At 65.6% G+C, this 16,833-nt stretch carries 18 protein-coding genes; 7 read left to right on the top strand and 11 right to left on the bottom strand.

The features are described from left to right. The first annotated feature begins 65 nt into the window (after window positions 1-65). The 6 genes from A9971_RS11010 to A9971_RS10985 all read left to right on the top strand — a co-directional run bounded on the left by A9971_RS11010 (window position 66) and on the right by A9971_RS10985 (window position 6,758). Window positions 66-959: a 2-hydroxy-3-oxopropionate reductase gene (locus A9971_RS11010; RefSeq protein ID WP_053156968.1), complete on the top strand. Its 894-nt coding sequence runs from the start codon at window positions 66-68 to the stop codon at window positions 957-959. Between the two features lie 153 nt (window positions 960-1,112). Next, a complete protein-coding gene (locus A9971_RS11005) occupies window positions 1,113-2,393 on the top strand; it encodes a glycerate kinase (RefSeq protein WP_011060032.1) in 1,281 nt (426 codons plus the stop codon). After that, window positions 2,383-3,798: a pyruvate kinase gene (gene pyk, locus A9971_RS11000; protein ID WP_053149785.1), complete on the top strand. Its 1,416-nt coding sequence runs from the start codon at window positions 2,383-2,385 to the stop codon at window positions 3,796-3,798. Before A9971_RS11005 ends, pyk begins: the two co-directional genes overlap by 11 nt. Window positions 3,799-3,899: 101 nt before the next feature. Beyond that, the gene (locus A9971_RS10995) at window positions 3,900-4,820 is read left to right on the top strand and encodes an urea transporter (protein ID WP_015634656.1); all 921 of its coding nucleotides are present in this window, start codon (window positions 3,900-3,902) and stop codon (window positions 4,818-4,820) included. Between the two features lie 21 nt (window positions 4,821-4,841). Then, window positions 4,842-5,666 carry an ion transporter gene (locus tag A9971_RS10990; RefSeq protein WP_015634655.1) on the top strand — a complete coding sequence of 275 codons (825 nt, stop codon included), beginning with the start codon at window positions 4,842-4,844 and terminating at the stop codon, window positions 5,664-5,666. Between the two features lie 90 nt (window positions 5,667-5,756). Further along, window positions 5,757-6,758, top strand: a complete 1,002-nt coding sequence (locus A9971_RS10985) for a sulfate ABC transporter substrate-binding protein (RefSeq protein WP_183000593.1) — start codon at window positions 5,757-5,759, stop codon at window positions 6,756-6,758. Between the two features lie 65 nt (window positions 6,759-6,823). On the opposite strand, the gene A9971_RS10980 is transcribed toward A9971_RS10985, so the two are convergent. Continuing rightward, window positions 6,824-7,273 carry a RidA family protein gene (locus A9971_RS10980; protein ID WP_077933594.1) on the bottom strand — a complete coding sequence of 150 codons (450 nt, stop codon included), beginning with the start codon at window positions 7,271-7,273 and terminating at the stop codon, window positions 6,824-6,826. Between the two features lie 134 nt (window positions 7,274-7,407). Next, a complete protein-coding gene (locus tag A9971_RS10975) occupies window positions 7,408-8,037 on the bottom strand; it encodes a hypothetical protein (protein WP_183000592.1) in 630 nt (209 codons plus the stop codon). A 245-nt stretch (window positions 8,038-8,282) separates the two neighbouring features. On the opposite strand from A9971_RS10975, the gene A9971_RS10970 reads away from it, so the two are divergent. Next, on the top strand, window positions 8,283-9,491 hold the full coding sequence (locus A9971_RS10970) for an MFS transporter (protein WP_041116710.1): 1,209 nt from the start codon (window positions 8,283-8,285) through the stop codon (window positions 9,489-9,491). 70 nt (window positions 9,492-9,561) lie between these two features. Here A9971_RS10970 and A9971_RS10965 read toward each other — a convergent pair whose 3' ends face one another. The 9 genes from A9971_RS10965 to A9971_RS10925 all read right to left on the bottom strand — a co-directional run bounded on the left by A9971_RS10965 (window position 9,562) and on the right by A9971_RS10925 (window position 16,820). Further along, a complete protein-coding gene (locus A9971_RS10965) occupies window positions 9,562-10,704 on the bottom strand; it encodes a hypothetical protein (protein ID WP_183000591.1) in 1,143 nt (380 codons plus the stop codon). A gap of 119 nt (window positions 10,705-10,823) precedes the next feature. Beyond that, window positions 10,824-11,225 (bottom strand): hypothetical protein, encoded by a 402-nt coding sequence (locus A9971_RS10960; RefSeq protein ID WP_011060023.1) that lies wholly within the window; start codon window positions 11,223-11,225, stop codon window positions 10,824-10,826. Between the two features lie 14 nt (window positions 11,226-11,239). Further along, window positions 11,240-12,451, bottom strand: a complete 1,212-nt coding sequence (gene ccmI, locus A9971_RS10955; protein WP_183000590.1) for a c-type cytochrome biogenesis protein CcmI — start codon at window positions 12,449-12,451, stop codon at window positions 11,240-11,242. After that, window positions 12,448-12,918, bottom strand: a complete 471-nt coding sequence (locus tag A9971_RS10950) for a cytochrome c-type biogenesis protein (RefSeq protein ID WP_011060022.1) — start codon at window positions 12,916-12,918, stop codon at window positions 12,448-12,450. Before A9971_RS10950 ends, ccmI begins: the two co-directional genes overlap by 4 nt. Beyond that, entirely contained in the window at window positions 12,915-13,451 is a 537-nt protein-coding gene (locus A9971_RS10945; RefSeq protein WP_015634648.1) for a DsbE family thiol:disulfide interchange protein, read from the bottom strand. Before A9971_RS10945 ends, A9971_RS10950 begins: the two co-directional genes overlap by 4 nt. Beyond that, the gene (locus A9971_RS10940) at window positions 13,448-15,436 is read right to left on the bottom strand and encodes a heme lyase CcmF/NrfE family subunit (protein WP_011060020.1); all 1,989 of its coding nucleotides are present in this window, start codon (window positions 15,434-15,436) and stop codon (window positions 13,448-13,450) included. The genes A9971_RS10945 and A9971_RS10940 overlap by 4 nt, the downstream gene beginning before the upstream one ends. Window positions 15,437-15,439: 3 nt before the next feature. Further along, on the bottom strand, window positions 15,440-15,895 hold the full coding sequence (gene ccmE, locus A9971_RS10935; RefSeq protein WP_011060019.1) for a cytochrome c maturation protein CcmE: 456 nt from the start codon (window positions 15,893-15,895) through the stop codon (window positions 15,440-15,442). Continuing rightward, the gene (ccmD, locus tag A9971_RS10930) at window positions 15,892-16,068 is read right to left on the bottom strand and encodes a heme exporter protein CcmD (RefSeq protein ID WP_011060018.1); all 177 of its coding nucleotides are present in this window, start codon (window positions 16,066-16,068) and stop codon (window positions 15,892-15,894) included. Before ccmD ends, ccmE begins: the two co-directional genes overlap by 4 nt. Further along, on the bottom strand, window positions 16,065-16,820 hold the full coding sequence (locus tag A9971_RS10925) for a heme ABC transporter permease (protein ID WP_072444213.1): 756 nt from the start codon (window positions 16,818-16,820) through the stop codon (window positions 16,065-16,067). Before A9971_RS10925 ends, ccmD begins: the two co-directional genes overlap by 4 nt. Window positions 16,821-16,833 lie beyond the last annotated feature (13 nt).

The following is a 16,833-nucleotide window of genomic DNA, read 5'->3' as shown; positions in this document are numbered from 1 at the left end:
CCGCAAGACCGCCTTCGCTGGCCAGCCAGCGCCCACAAGGTCCCGTTGAATAGAGGATTTTTATCATGGCTAAAATCGGATTTATCGGCACCGGCATCATGGGCCACCCAATGGCCGCCAACCTGCAGAAGGCCGGTCACAGCCTGCTGCTCTCGGAACACCACGGCAAGGCTCCGGCCGACCTGATCGCCGCCGGCGCCATCGCCCTGGCCTCACCCCGGGACGTCGCCCAGGAAGCCGAGTTCGTCATCATCATGGTCCCCGATACCCCCCAGGTCGAAGACGTGCTGCTGCGCGCCGACGGCGTGGCCGCCGGGATCGGCAAGGGCAAGATCGTCATCGACATGAGCTCGATCTCGCCCACCGCTACCAAGGCCTTCGCCGCCAAGATCAACGAAACCGGCGCCCAGTACCTGGACGCCCCGGTGTCCGGCGGTGAAGTCGGGGCCAAGGCCGCCACCCTGAGCATCATGGTCGGTGGCGACAGCCAGGCCTTCGCACGTGCCCTGCCGCTGTTCCAGAGCATGGGCAAGAACATCACCCTGGTGGGTGGCAACGGTGACGGCCAGACTGCCAAGGTGGCCAACCAGATCATCGTCGCCCTGAACATCCAGGCCGTGGCCGAAGCCCTGCTGTTCGCCTCGAAGAACGGCGCCGACCCGGCCAAGGTGCGTGAAGCACTGATGGGTGGCTTCGCTTCCTCGAAGATCCTCGAAGTGCACGGCGAGCGGATGATCAAGGGCACCTTCGACCCGGGCTTCCGCATCAACCTGCACCAGAAGGACCTGAACCTGGCACTGAGCGGTGCCCGCGAGCTGGGCATCAACCTGCCCAACACCGCCAACACCCAGCAAGTGTTCAGCACCTGCACCGCCATCGGTGGCGCCAACTGGGACCACTCGGCCCTGATCAAGGGCCTGGAACACATGGCCAACTTCTCGATCCGCGAGAAGAAATAAGCAGCATCCGTAGCCGCTGCCGCAGGCTGCGCCAAGGTTCGCAGGAAACGCCTCACGGCGGGCCAGGGACAGGCCCTGCTGACCTTGCCGCCGCCTGAGGTGGCGGCTACACCCGTTTCAAGCCCCCCATAACAAGAAATCCGGGAGCCCGCCATGTCGGTCGATCCGCAAAAATTCCTCCGTGAGCTGTTCGCCACAGCCATCGACGCCGCCCACCCGCAACAGGTTCTGCAAGCCCATCTCCCCAGCGACCGCAGCGGCCGCGTCATCGTCATCGGCGCCGGCAAGGCCGCCGCGGCCATGGCCCAGGTGGTCGAGCGCAGCTGGCAGGGCGAAGTCTCCGGGCTGGTGGTCACCCGCTACGGCCACGGCGCCCCCTGCACCAAGATCGAAGTGGTCGAAGCCGCCCACCCGGTGCCCGACGCCGCCGGCCTGGCCGTGGCCAAGCGCGTGCTGGAACTGGTCAGCAACCTGTCGGAACAGGATCGGGTGATCTTTCTGCTGTCCGGTGGCGGTTCGGCGCTGCTGGCCCTGCCAGCCGCCGGCATCACCCTGGCGGACAAGCAGGCCATCAACAAGGCCCTGCTCAAATCCGGCGCCACCATCGGCGAGATGAACTGCGTGCGCAAGCACCTCTCGGCGATCAAGGGTGGACGCCTGGCCAAGGCCTGCTGGCCGGCCACGGTCTACACCTATGCGATTTCCGATGTACCCGGCGACCTGGCCACGGTCATCGCCTCCGGCCCCACCGTGGCCGACCCCAGCACCTCGGCCGAGGCCCTGGCGATTCTCAAGCGCTATGGCATCGACGTACCGGCCGCGGTCCGCAGCTGGCTGCAGAGCCCCGAGTCGGAAACCGTCAAGCCCGGTGACCCGTGCCTGGCGCGCAGCCACTTCCAGCTGATCGCCCGGCCCCAGCAGTCCCTTGAGGCGGCGGCCGTGAAGGCTCGCCAGGCCGGCTTCAGCCCACTGATCCTCGGCGACCTGGAGGGCGAATCCCGGGAGGTGGCCAAGGTCCACGCCGGCATCGCCCGCCAGGTCGCCCTGCACGGCCAGCCCCTGGCGGCGCCCTGCGTGATCCTCTCCGGCGGTGAAACCACGGTCACCGTGCGCGGCAATGGCCGTGGCGGGCGCAACGCGGAGTTCCTCCTGAGCCTCACCGACAGCCTCAAGGGCTACCCGGGCATCTATGCCCTGGCCGGCGACACTGACGGCATCGACGGTTCCGAGGACAATGCCGGGGCCATTATGACCCCGGACAGCTACGCCCGTGCCGCGGCCCTGGGCCTGAGCGCCAGCGACGAGCTGGACAACAACAACGGCTATGGCTACTTCGCGGCGCTGGGGGACCTGATCGTCACCGAGCCGACCCGCACCAACGTCAACGACTTCCGCGCCATCCTGATTCTCGAGAACCCCAAACATGACGCCTGACAAGAAGGTCAAAATCCTCGCCACCCTGGGCCCGGCCATCGACGGCATCGAGGACATCCGTGAGCTGGTACAAGCCGGGGTGAACATCTTCCGGCTCAACTTCAGCCACGGCGCCCATGCCGACCACGCCCAGCGCTACGAGTGGATCCGCCAGGTAGAGCGCGAACTGAACTACCCCCTGGGCATCCTCATGGACCTGCAAGGGCCGAAGCTGCGGGTCGGCACCTTCGCCGAGGGCAAGGTGCAACTGGTGCGCGGCCAGGCCCTGCGCCTGGACCTCGACGCGACCCCGGGCAACGCCCAGCGGGTCAGCCTGCCGCACCCGGAGATCATCGCCGCCCTGGAGCCGGGCATGGACCTGCTGCTGGACGACGGCAAGCTGCGCCTGCGGGTGATCGCCAAGCAGGCCGATGCCATCGAGACCACCGTGCTCAATGGCGGTGAGCTGTCGGACCGCAAGGGGGTCAACGTGCCCCAGGCGGTGCTCGACCTCAGCCCGCTGACGGCCAAGGACCGTCGCGACCTGAGCTTCGGCCTGGAACTGGGGGTGGACTGGGTGGCCCTGTCCTTCGTGCAGCGCCCGGAAGACATCCGTGAAGCCCGTGCGCTGATCGGCGACAAGGCCTACCTGATGGCCAAGATCGAGAAGCCTTCGGCCGTCACCCAACTGCGGGAAATCGCCGAGCTGAGCGACGCGATCATGGTGGCCAGGGGCGACCTGGGGGTGGAAGTGCCCGCAGAAAGCGTGCCGCAGATCCAGAAAAACATCATCAGCACCTGCCGCCAGCTGGGCAAGCCGGTGGTGGTGGCCACCCAAATGCTCGAATCCATGCGTTTCTCCCCTGCGCCGACCCGGGCCGAGGTCACCGACGTCGCCAACGCAGTGGCCGAGGGTGCGGACGCCGTGATGCTGTCGGCGGAAACCGCTTCCGGCGAATACCCGCTGGAGGCCGTACAGATGATGAGCAAGATCATCCGCCAGGTGGAAACCGGCCCGGACTACCAGACCCAACTGGACGTCAGCCGGCCCCAGGCCGAGGCCACGGTCTCGGACGCCATCAGCTGTGCGATCCGCCGGGTGTGCAGCATCCTGCCGGTGGCGGTGCTGGTGAACTACAGCGAATCCGGCAGTTCGACCCTGCGCGCCGCCCGCGAGCGGCCTTCGGTGCCGATCCTCAACCTGACGCCGAACCTTGCCACTGCTCGCCGCCTGACAGTGGCCTGGGGCGTGCATTCGGTGGTCAACGACCGGCTGCGCCAGGTCGACGAGGTGTGTGCCACGGCCCTGGAAATCGCCCAGGCCCAGGGCCTGGCCAAGCGCGGCGACACCGTGGTGATCACCACCGGTGTGCCGTTCGGCCAGCCGGGCACCACCAATTCGTTGCGCGTCGAAACCCTTCTCTGACCCGCAGCCCATGGCGCCGCTGACCGGCCAGAGCCTCCCGCAGAGGAGGCCTGGGCGGTCGGCGCAACCCTCGCCCAGGGGCCGCCCCACTGATTTGCATCATGCCTTCACAGTCTTTCAATGCCTTCTGCCCCGACTGGGCCACTGCCCTGCTTAACGGCTTCAGTCAGATCTTTCTCCAGCGCCATCCGCTGTGCGGCCTGCTGTGCCTGCTGGCGATCCTGGTCAGTGCCCCGGCACTGCTCGGCGCTGCCCTGCTGGGTGCCCTGGCCGGGCTGCTGACCGCGCAACGCCGGGGGTACGCCAAGGCCGACCGCCAGGCCGGGCTGTTCAGCTACAACGGCGTATTGCTGGGCCTGCTGCTGGGCCTGTACCTGCCCTGGTCGGTATTGCTGCCGCCGCTGATCATCGCCGCCGGCGGCCTCAGCGCGATCATTACCCAGCAATGGCTCAAACGTGCCCGCAACCCCGCCAGCCTGCCGGCCTACACCGCGCCCTTCGTCGGCCTCGGCTGGCTGCTGCTGAGCCTGATCGAGCCGCTGCCCGCGGCCACCCAGGGCGTGCCCGGGCTGTCCCTGGCGAACCTGCTGGGTGGGCTGTTCCAGGGTCTGGGGCAGATCATGTTCCTCGGCCAGCCCCTGGCCGGCCTGCTGATTCTGCTCGGCCTGCTGCTGGCCAGCCGCCGCGCGGCAGCCTGGGCCCTGTTCGGCTCCGCCTGCGGCCTGCTCTTTGCCCTGCTGCAGCAAGAGCATGCCCAGGCCCTGCAGGGCCTGGGCGGCTACAACTGCGCCCTGGTCGCCCTGGCCCTGGGCCAGCAGGCCCGGCACCCCTGGCGGCCGCTGCTGGGGATGCTGCTGGCACTGCTGATCAGCCCGGGGCTGGTCGCCCTGGGTCTTGCGCCCCTGACCGCACCCTTTGTCCTGGCCTGCTGGCTGGTGCACACCGTCGACCGGGTGCTGGGCCGCAACGTGCGGGGCGACGCGCCTTGCGCTCCCCCGGCAAATCCCCCTAGGCTTCGCTGACTTTCGATTCAGGCGATTTCCATGGGCAACAGCGACAACTGGCGGCAGCGCCTCTACGTAATGATCTTCCAGACCGATACGGTGGCGGGGAGGCGCTTTGACAGCACCCTGCTGCTGATCATCCTCGCCAGCCTGGTGATCGTGATCCTCGACAGCATCGACGAGGTCCATCGCAACTACGCCAACGTCCTGGCCTACATCGAATGGGGTTTCACCCTGATCTTCGCCATCGAGTACGGGCTGCGCCTGTACTGCTCCCCCCGGCCGCTGCGCTATGCCTTCAGCTTCTATGGCCTGGTGGACCTGCTGGCGATCGTTCCGGGGATCCTCGCCCTGTATTACAGCGACGCCCAATACCTGCTGATCATCCGCATCATCCGCATGCTGCGGATCTTTCGCGTGCTCAAGCTGGCGCCCTACCTCAAGCAGGCCCACTACCTGCTGGACGCCCTGCGCGGCAGCAAGCAGAAGATCCTGGTGTTCCTGCTCAGCGTCTGCACCCTGGTCACGGTGTTCGGCACCCTGATGTACGTGGTCGAAGGCCCGGAGCACGGTTTCACCAGCATTCCCAAGGGCATCTACTGGGCCATCGTCACCCTGACCACCGTGGGCTACGGCGACATCGTGCCCAAGACCGTGATCGGCCAGGTGATCTCGTCCATGGTGATGATCACCGGTTACTCGATCATCGCCGTGCCCACCGGGATCTTCACCGCGGAACTGGCCAGCGCCATGCGCGGCGAGCAGCTCAAGCACGACTGCCCGGTGTGCCGCAAGAACACCCACGAACCCGCCGCGGCCTTCTGTTCCCGCTGCGGCAATGCGCTATTCAGGAAACTGGAATAAGCAAAGTACTTTTTAATCTTTAAAGAGATATAGCGCCCCGGCTATAGTCGGCGGCAAATTGCCTTCACTCTCGAACAAAAGGAATGTGCAGTGAAAAAACTCTTCAGCGCCTCGCTACTGGCCGCCAGCCTGGCCCTGGGCAGCGTCGCCCAGGCCGCACCGACCCTGCTCAACGTTTCCTACGACGTGATGCGCGACTTCTACAAGGACTACAACGCCGCCTTCCAGAAACACTGGAAAGCCGAGCACAACGAGAACATCACCCTGCAGATGTCCTTCGGCGGCTCCAGCAAACAGGCGCGCTCGGTAATCGACGGCCTGCCGGCGGATGTCATCACCATGAACATGGCCACCGACATCAACGCCCTGGCGGACAACGGCAAGCTGGTGCCGGACAACTGGGTGACCCGCCTGCCGAACAACAGCGCGCCGTTCACCTCGGCCACCGTGTTCATCGTGCGCAAGGGCAACCCCAAGGCCCTGAAGGACTGGCCGGACCTGCTCAAGGACGGCGTGCAGGTGATAGTGCCCAACCCCAAGACCTCGGGTAACGGCCGCTACACCTACCTCTCGGCCTGGGGCTATGTGCTCAAGAACGGCGGCGATGAGAACAAGGCCAAGGACTTCGTCGGCAAGCTGTTCAAGCAGGCGCCGGTGCTCGACACCGGTGGCCGCGCCGCCACCACCACCTTCATGACCAACCAGATCGGCGACGTGCTGGTGACCTTCGAGAACGAAGCGGAGATGATCGCCCGCGAATTCGGTCGCGACCAGTTCGAGGTGATCTACCCGAGCGTGTCCGCCGAAGCCGAGCCGCCGGTATCGGTGGTGGACAAGGTGGTAGAGAAGAAAGGCACCCGCGCCGCCGCCGAGGATTACCTCAAGTACCTGTGGTCGCCGGAAGGCCAGGAAATCGCCGCCAACAACTACCTGCGCCCACGGGACCCGAAAGTGCTGGCCAAGTACACCGATCGCTTCCCGAAAGTCGACTTCCTCTCGGTGGAGAAGACCTTCGGCGACTGGCGCAGCGTGCAGAAGACCCACTTCAACGACGGCGGGATCTTCGACCAGATCTACACCAACGCCAAGTGACCCCTAACGGGTGAATGAAAAAAGCGACCTCCGGGGTCGCTTTTTTTATGCCCCAGGCATGGCGCTCAGAGGGCTCGCGCCGGAGTGAACAGCGCCGCTTCGGCGACCTGATGGCGCTCCTCCAGCACCGCCTCCGCCTCGACTTCGATCAGCCACTCTGGCAGCGACAGCCCGCTGACGATGATCCACGAAGACGCCGGCGGCTGGCTGGCAAAGCGTTCGAGCAAGACTGCGCTGATGTGCTCCTGCTGGTTGCGGGCCGCTTCGGCGATGTAGATCCGCAGCATCGCCACATCCGCCAGCCGGCCACCCGCCTCGGCCAGGACCCGGGCGATATTGTCGAAGGCCTGCTCGGTCTGCTCCCGCAGGCCCGGGCCCACGGTGCGCTCCTGCTCATCCACACCCACCTGGCCGGAAAGCAGCAGGCGCCGCCCACCGCGCACCTCCACCGCCTGGCTGAAACCGTATTGCAAGGAATTGAACACACTGGCTGGGTTGAACGTCGACTTTTCCATAAGGCACTCCCGGCGCATTGAACGACCGGAAACCGTAAACCAAGCCTTTGCCGACTTCCACTGCAACCCGCGCGCAGCAACATTTGGCAATGCAAGCCCCCGCCCGCCTGGTGGCAACCCCGTGCAGCAGCGGCCTACATCGGCGGCGCGACCCCATCCTTGCCGGCGGAGATCGACTGCGCGGTGAGTTTGCCGTCATCGCTCTGGGTAACGAACATCACCACCTTGACCCCGACCTTGAGCAGGCTGCGGTCGCCGGGAGTCAGGTTGACGATGGGCACATCGTCCGGCACCAGGATCTTCTGCTGGCCGCCCTTGTAGTTGACGGTCAGGGTGCGGCCGTTGCTCACCACCAGGTCGCCGACGCTGCCGTTGGTCATGCTGCTGCCCTTGGCCAGGTCGAAAGGCCGGTGGCCATCACCCGTACCGGCCAACTGCGGTGGAAACACATGCACTTCCAGCGCCTTGAGGGTGCCGTCGGCCATGGGCATGGCCGCCGAGCCGATATAGCTGCCGGGCTTGATGTCCTCGATATTGGCCAGGGTCACGGCACGCACCTGGGTCTGGGGCGTCAGCTCGACGCTGACATTCTCCCCACTGTTGACGTGCACCCGCACCACGTCGCCGCCGACCCCGGTGATTTCCCCGCGTACGCCAATGCGCATGCCCGGCGCATCCTGGGCCAGGGCCGCGGCGCTGCCCAGCAGGAACGCCAGGGCCAGGCATTGAAGGTTGCACAACAAACCAGGCAAAGACCGATTCATGGAACGGATTCCTCAAGGCAATAGGTGCACAGAGCCCGTCAGTCGACTGCAAGGCCCCGGGGGAGCATGAGCATGCTATCGAACAGGATGTAAGTAAATGTATCATCGCCCCTCGACAGCGACACGCCCCGGTACTCAACGGGCCTTCATCATTCGATCGCTGACCTTTGCCACCCGGCCCGCTCCATCGCTTTGCCACGGGGTCTTGCCGACCTCGCTCCTTGCGCTTGCCCCAGAGATCGCCAATGAATTCCACGACCCAGGCTCTGCCCACCGGCAGCGCGACAATGACCCGAGGCATGGTGCTGCTGTTCGCCTTCTGCTGCGGGGCCATAGTCGCCAACATCTACTACGCACAACCGATCATCGAGCTGATTGCCCCGGACCTCGGCCTGTCCAGCGCCCTGGCCAGCCTGATCGTGTCGCTGACCCAGATCGGCTACGCCCTGGGCCTGTTCTTCCTGGTGCCCCTGGGCGATTTGCTGGAAAACCGCCGGCTGATGATCTGCACCACCCTGGTGGCGATTGCCAGCCTGCTGGGCGCGGCCTTTATCCAGCAGCCCAATGCCTTTCTCCTGGTGTCGCTGTTGATCGGCTTCAGTTCGGTGTCGGTGCAGATCCTGATTCCCTTGGCCGCGCACCTGGCCCCCGAGGAAACCCGGGGCCGGGTGGTGGGCGGGATCATGGGCGGCCTGCTGCTGGGGATTCTCCTGGCCCGGCCGGTGTCCAGCGTGGTGGCCGACCACTTCGGCTGGCGGGCGATGTTCATCGCCGCGGCGCTGCTGATGGCAGCCATCAGCCTGGTGCTGATGCTCACCATTCCCAAGCGCCAGCCGGCCCACAGCGCCACCTATGGCCAACTGCTGCACTCCCTGGGCAACTTGCTGCGCCAGCAACCGGTACTGCGCCAGCGCGCCTTCTACCAGGGTTGCCTGTTCGCCACCTTCAGCCTGTTCTGGACCGCCGCACCGCTGGAGCTGGCGCGCCAGCACGGCCTGAGCCAAAGCCAGATCGCGATCTTTGCCCTGGTGGGCGCCATCGGCGCCATCGCCGCGCCCATCAGCGGACGCCTGGCAGATGCCGGCCATACCCGCATCGCCTCACTGCTGGCCATGCTGCTGGCGGCCCTGAGCTTCATCCCCAGCCTGGTGCATCCGGCCTACAGCGTGATCGGCATGGCCGTGACCGGGGTGGTCCTGGATTTCTGCGTGCAGATGAACATGGTGCTCGGCCAGCGCGCCGTGTACGCCCTCGACGCCCACAGCCGCAGCCGCCTGAATGCGCTGTACATGACCAGCATCTTCATCGGCGGTGCCTTTGGCTCCTCGATTGCCAGTGCGGTGTACGAGCATGGCGGCTGGCTGGGCATCGTGCTGGTGGGCAGCGCCTTCCCGCTGCTGGCCTTGATGCGTTTCCTGCTGGTGCGGGACAACCGCCGCCCGGCCCGGGCCTGAGGAAAAGGCGCGGCGCCCTTGCCCCTGCCCGGAGTTGCCCGGGCAGGCAAGCTGCACAGGAGCGGGCGCCTCAGATGCGTTCGCGCACCAGGACTTCGATATTGGCCGCCGCCCCCCAGAGCCGCAGGCGCCCGATCAGGCCGGCATCGGTTTCCCCCACCAGGTACAGAGTGTCGATGGTCTGGGTCGCGGCCCATTCGACGAACTCGCTGCTGTCGAAGTCGGCCAGGCTGGCCAATTGGAATTCACTTTCATAGAAGCCCGGGGTGACCGGGACCGGGGTGTCCTGGGGGCCGGGCGCGCCGATGAAGTCGCAGCCCAGGTGCACCACGCCCCAACGGGCTACCCGCCAATTGCCCAGGGCTTCATCCAGCCGAGCCCGGGCGCCACGGGCAAAACCCAGGCCATCGATGACCACGCGGCGGTTGATGATCAGCCACAGCTTGCGCCGCCGTGGTGCCTTGAGCAGCACTTCGGCGGTGACCTTGGAGGCGCGCAATGCCAGGGCGATCACCAGCAGCAAGGGCACGAAGTAGCTGTAGAGCCTCTCGGTAGCGCTGACCGTTACCAACCCGTACAGGCGCCGCACCTCGGCCCGCTGCTGCTCCAGTTCCTTGATGCTTTCACTCAAGCCCTGCAGCCATTGGCGGATGGGAGCCGCCGTGTATTCGCCGCGGATATCCTCCAGCGCCTGCTGCACCTTGACCTCTGCCAAGACCGAAAGGCGCCCGTCCGCGGTGCGCTCCAGCGCTGCAAAACGCTCGCACAGGCTGCTGACCTGGGCCGCATCCTGGGGCTCGTAGCGAGCGATGGCCGCCTTGCAGTGCTCCACGCCCAGCATGTCCTCGATCTCCGTGGCCACGCGCCGCTGCAGCCCGGCCTGGGCCTGCTGCGCCAATTGGTAGTCGGTCTGGAACCAGTCCACGCGCACCGCCTGGGTGGCGCTGATCAGGGCCAGGGACGCCAGCAGCAGCCAGGCGTAGTCCACGCGCTTCCAGCCGATCTCGCCCAAGCGAAAGACCGAGATCAGGCTCCAGCAGAAGAAGTAGTACATGAAGACGAATGCCAGCAGCAGGCACACCGGCTCCAGCGACAGGTAGATCAGCTCCGGCACCTCGGCCGGGCCAAAGCCATACACCAGCAACAGCACACAGATCAGCGCAAGCCAGAACACCATCGGCGTGAAATAGGGTTTGTTCAGGTCATTCTTCATCGGGCGCTCAACGGCTGATACTCGGGAACACCCCGCTGTATCGGCCAGGCATCCCGAGGCTTAAATAATCCAGCCCGGGCGCAGGCTCTGGCCTGCGCCTCTGCGCTTATCGGACAGGGTTACTGGAACTGGCGACCAAGCCCGGCGGGCACACCATGGATATCGGTGTCTTCCCAGGGCCCGTCAGGGCTGATGGAGCGGCTCCAGCCATTGTTCCAGCGGTAGTAGGTGCGCTGGCGGTAGAAGGTGTTGCTCTGGTCATCCAGCACATAGACCCCCAACCGCGCATCCCAATGGCTGTGCCCGCCCGGTGGCGGCGCGAAGCTGGCGGAGGTGCGTGGCAGGGGCTTGGCGGCGGGGATCGGCGCGCTGGGCGTACCCGGCGCCGTGGACGGGGCCGGGCGTGTGCTCGGCCCAGCCGGCGGGATCGGCTCGGAGCTGGTGGGCACCGGCCGATGGACCGTACATGCGCTCAACCCCAGGACCAGTGATAACAGGGTGATACGAGCGATGGCGGTCATGGCGGCTTCTCTGATTATTGATCCGGGCTGTCGATGGTCAGCTGCTGGGCAGCGGTGGTGCTGCTGGCCAGAGGCTGGCTGCGCCCGACCCACTCGCCGGCCGTCGGCTGGCCGGCGCGGGACACGCGCGCAACCAGTTGGACTTCAGGGAAGTTCGACAGTTTCAACTGCGGCATCATCGCGTCGGCATCCGCCAGCTCGACCGTGGCCGGCAAGTCGGCCACGGTCAGGCGCTTGGCCGCCAGCGGCGCGGGTGGGCCCTGGGTGGCGCGAGCGAAGATGAACACGCTGTCGCCCGGCTGGACCTTGGCCTTGAGCTCGGCCGCCAGGTCGACCCTGACCTTGAGCACCGCGCCCTTGGCCTGAGCCTTGGCCGCAGGTTCGCTGGCAACCTTGCCGCCACTGGCCACCAGCTTCTCGCTGGCGCGGTCGATACCGCCCTGCAACGCGGCGCGGGAGTTGTCGTCCGGCGGCAGTTGCGCCTGCAGGCGCTTCCAGTAGTCGATGGCTTCCTGGAAACGCCCGCCTTCGAAGGCGGCGATCCCCAGCAGCCCAAGGCTGGTGACTTCATTGGGGTCGGCTTTCAGGGCTTCGTCGGTCAGGCCCTGGACCTTGTCCGACCATTGCTTGTTGTCGGCAAAGTACTGCGCCTGGGCCCATTGCCCCAGCAGCTCGGGCTGGCGCCCGGCCAGGGCCACGGTGCGTTCGAAGATCTTCGCCGCGTCCGCCGGCCGGTCCTGGGCCATGTAGGTTCGGCCGAGGAAGTACAGGCCTTCGGCGGAATCCGGCTGGGCCGCTACCGCACGCTCCAGGCGCCGGGTCATTTCCTCCATGGACTGTGGCGCCTGGGCGAACTCCCGGGTCAGCTCGACCTTGTCGCTGGCACCAAAATGCAGGTACAGGCCCAGGCCCAGTACCGGCACCAGCAGCGCAGCCAGCAACGGCAGCGGCTTGCCCAGGCGCGAAGTGCGCACGTTAGCGCTGCCTTCGGTATCGGCCAGCAGTTCGCGCGCGGCTTCGGCACAGCCACTGTCCATCTGTTCGGCACTGAGCACGCCTTCCTGCTGCTGGCTGTGCAGTTCGGCCACGCGCTCTTCATAAAGCGCCACGTTCAGCGCGGTACGATCCTCTTCACGCTGAGCGCGACGCTCACGCAATACCGGGATCAACAGGAAACTCAGGGCAATCAGGAGCAGCAGGCCTGCCGCAAGCCAGAAATCAATCATGGGTGGTTTTTATCCAGCAGTTGGTCGAGGCGCTGACGCTCTTCGACGGAAAGCGTGTTCGGGCTGTCGCTGCGCTGCACGCGCCGACGCCGGACAATCACGACAATGATCACCAGCCCGCCCAGCAGCAACCCGGCGGGGCCGAACCAGAGCAAGGCAGTCTTGCCGGTCAGGGCCGGCCGGTAGCGCACGAAGTCACCGTAGCGATCGACCATGAAGTCGATGATCTGCTGGTTGTCCTTGCCCTCGCCGAGCATGCGGAAAATCTCTTTGCGCAGGTCGGCAGCAATCGGCGCGTTGGAATCGGCGATGTCCTGGTTCTGGCACTTGGGGCAGCGCAGTTCCTTGGTCAGCTCGTGGAACCGTTCGCGATCGGTGTCGTTGGCGAACTGGTAGGTGTCGATGGCGGCATGGGCCATGCCGGCGATGCCCAGGCCCAGGATGGCGGCGGCTAACCAGCGCTTCATGGCTTGGCCTCGTCGACCAGGGCCTGGTACTTGGCGGCCAGTTGCTCGCGCCACACCACTTCGTCGATCACCCCGACGTACTTGTCGCGGATGATGCCCTTGGCGTCGATGAAAAAGGTTTCCGGAGCGCCGTAGACGCCCAGGTTCAGGCCCAGGGAGCCCTCCTCGTCACGCACGTCCAGCAGATAGGGATTGTGGAATTCGGCCAGCCACTTCAGGGCATCGGCGTTGACGTCCTTGTAGTTGATGCCGTAGATCACCACGCCCCTCTCGGCCAGCTTGTTCAGTACCGGGTGCTCGACCCGGCAGGAAATGCACCAGGTGCCCCAGACGTTGACCAGCGCCGGCTTGCCCAGCAGGTCGGCGCGGGTCAGGGTCTTGTCGCCCTGCACCGACGGCAGGGAGAACTCCGGGAACGGCTTGCCGATCATCGCCGACGGCAGTTCGGCCGGGTCCAGGTACAACCCGCGATAGAGGAACACCGCCACCACCAGGAACACCGCCAGGGGCAGCATCATCATCCAGCGTCTCATGCCGTAGCTCCTGTCATGCCCAGCGCTTCGCGCACGCGGCTTTTAACCTTGACCCGGTAGCGCCGGTCCAGGGCCGCCAGCAAGCCACCGAAACCGGTGAGCAGGCCGCCGAACCAGATCCAGCGCACGAACGGCTTGACGTGTACCCGCACCGCCCAGGCGCCATCGCCCAGGGGCTCGCCAAGGGCCACATACAGGTCGCGGGTGAAGCCGGCATCGATCCCGGCCTCGGTCATCATCGAACTCTGCACGGTATACAGGCGCTTCTCCGGATGCAGCACCGCCACTTCCTTGCCGTTGCGCACCACGCGGACGGTGCCCTTGTCGGAAGTGAAGTTCGGCCCTTCGAAGTGCTTGGCGCCCTCGAAGATGAAGTGATAGCCGGCCAGTTCCATGGATTCGCCCGGCGCCAGGCGCAGATCGCGCTCGGCGCTGTTCTGGCTCGACAGCACCACGCCCAGGGCGCAGACCGCGATGCCCAGGTGCGCCAGCTGCATGCCCCAGTAGCTGCGGGTCAGGCTCGGCAGGCCCTTGATCAGGCCCTTGTGCCGGGTCTTGTCGACGATGTCGCGAGCCCCGGCCAGCAGCACCCAGGCCGCCAGCAGGAAGGTCGCCAGCACGGCCCAGTTGAAGTCGCCATAGGCGATGCCCGCAACCACGGCCAGGGCCACGCTGCCCAGCAGTACCGGGCCGAGCATGCCCACCAGCCATTTCACCGGGGTGTCTTTCCAGCGCACCAGCACGCCCACCGCCATCACCACCATCAACAGGGCCATCAGCGGAATGAACAGCGCGTTGAAGTACGGCGGGCCCACCGACAGCTTGGCGCCGGTCAGGGCGTCCAGCACCAGCGGGTACAGGGTGCCGAGGAGAATCATCGAGGCCGCCACCACCAGCACCAGGTTGTTGCCCAGCAGCAGGGTTTCCCGCGACCAGAGGTTGAAGCCCACCTGGCTCTTGACCACCGGCGCGCGCAGGGCGAACAGGGTCAGCGAACCACCCACCACGAACAGCAGGAAAATCAGGATGAACACGCCGCGCTCAGGGTCGGAGGCGAAGGCATGCACCGAAGTCAGGACGCCGGAACGCACCAGGAAAGTCCCCAGCAGGCTCAGGGAGAAGGCAGCAATCGCCAGCAGCACGGTCCAGCTCTTGAACACCCCGCGCTTTTCGGTGACCGCCAGGGAGTGGATCAGCGCCGTGCCCACCAGCCAGGGCATGAACGAGGCGTTTTCCACCGGGTCCCAGAACCACCAGCCACCCCAGCCCAACTCGTAGTAGGCCCACCAGGAGCCCAGGGTGATGCCGATGCCGAGGAAGGCCCAGGCGACAATGGTCCAGGGCCGCGACCAGCGAGCCCAGGCGGCGTCCAGGCGACCGCCGAGCAAAGCGGCGATGGCGAAGGCGAAGGCCACCGAAAAACCCACATAGCCCATATAGAGCATCGGCGGGTGAACGATCAGGCCAATGTCCTGCAACAGCGGGTTGAGGTCGCGACCATCGGCCGGCACTTGGGGCAGGATCCGCGAAAACGGGTTGGAGGTCATGATCAGGAACAGCAGGAAGCCGGTGCTGATCATGCCCATCACCGCCAGCACCCGGGCCAGCATCACCTGGGGCAACTGGCGCGAGAACACCGACACGGCGAAGGTCCAGCCACCGAGGATCAGTGCCCAGAGCAGCAGCGAGCCTTCGTGAGCCCCCCACACGGCACTGAACTTGTAGTACCAGGGCAAGGCGCTGTTGGAGTTGCTGGCGACATAGGCCACCGAGAAATCGTCGCTCATGAAAGCGTAGGTCAGGCAGCCGAAGGCGAACGCCAGGAAGGCGAACTGGCCCCAGGCAGCCGGCTGGGCCAGGCTCATCCACAGGCGATCACCGCGCCAGGCCCCCAGCAGCGGCACCACGGCCTGGACCAGGGCGAAGCACAGGGCGAGGATCATCGCCAGGTGACCGAGTTCGGGAACGAACAGTGCGGAACTCATGGCTTAACCCTCTTTCGCTGGTGTCGGTGCCGACTGGCCGCTGTCTTTCAGGGCCTTGGTGACTTCCGGCGGCATGTACTTCTCGTCGTGCTTGGCCAGCACTTCATCGGCCACCACCACGCCATCGGCGTTGAGCTTGCCCAGGGCAACGATGCCCTGCCCTTCGCGGAACAGGTCCGGAAGGATGCCGCGGTAGGTGATGGTCACCGACTTGTTGAAGTCGGTGACCACGAATTTCACGTCCAGGGAGTCGGCGGAACGCTGCAGGGAACCGGCCTGGACCATGCCGCCGGCGCGGATCCGCGTGTCCAGCGGGGCTTCGCCATTGGCGATCTGGGTCGGGGTGTAGAACAGGTTGATGTTTTCCTTCAGCGCGCTGAGGGCCAGGCCGACGGCAATGCCGACACCGACCAGAATCGCCAGGATGATCAAAAGACGCTTTTTACGCAGCGGATTCACTTACCGTTCTCCCGGCGCAGACGACGCGCCTCTTGTTGCAGATAGCGCTTGCGCGCCAGGATCGGCGCCACCAGCTCACGAGCCAGGACCACCAGGCAAATGCCATAGGCCGACCAGACGTAGAGGCCGTGATGGCCCATGGCGAGAAAATCGCTGAAGGATGCAAAGCTCATCGGGCGGCCTCCAGGCTGCGTTGGACTTCGGCCTTGACCCAACTGGTCCGGGCTTCACGCTTGAGCACCTCAAGGCGCATGCGCAGCAACAGCAGCACACCAAAGAAACAGTAGAAACCCAACGAGGTCAGCAGCAGCGGCAGCCACATTTCCACCGGCATGGCAGGCTTTTCGGTCAGGGTGAAGGTCGCGCCCTGGTGGAGGGTGTTCCACCATTCCACCGAGTATTTGATGATCGGGATATTCACCACCCCGACAATCGCCAGCACCGCACAGGCCTTGGCGGCGCTGTCACGATTGCTGATGGCGGCATTGAGCGCAATCAGACCTGCGTACAGAAACAGCAGGATCAGCATCGACGTTAGTCGGGCATCCCAGACCCACCAGGAACCCCAGGTCGGCTTGCCCCAGATAGCCCCGGTCACCAGGGCCAGGAAGGTGATCGAGTGCCCGATCGGCGCCGCGCATTGCAGGGCGACATCGGCCAGTTTCATTTTCCACACCAGCCCGACCACACCGCACACGGCCAGCATGACGTAGCAGGACTGGGCCAGCATCGCCATCGGCACATGGATGTAGATGATGCGGAAACTGTTGCCTTGCTGGTAATCCGGTGGCGCAAAGGCCAGGCCCCAGACCACGCCGAGGCCGATCAGCAACACGGCGGCAACACTCAGCCAGGGCAGCAGCTTGCCACTGATGCCGTAAAACCATTTAGGCGAGCCGAGCTTATGAAACCAAGTCCAGTTCATTCACTATTTCCAT

The organism is Pseudomonas sp. UME65, assembly GCF_014170225.1.
Classification (GTDB): Bacteria; Pseudomonadota; Gammaproteobacteria; order Pseudomonadales; family Pseudomonadaceae; genus Aquipseudomonas; species Aquipseudomonas protegens.
This window is presented reverse-complemented; position numbering and strand designations above follow the sequence as displayed.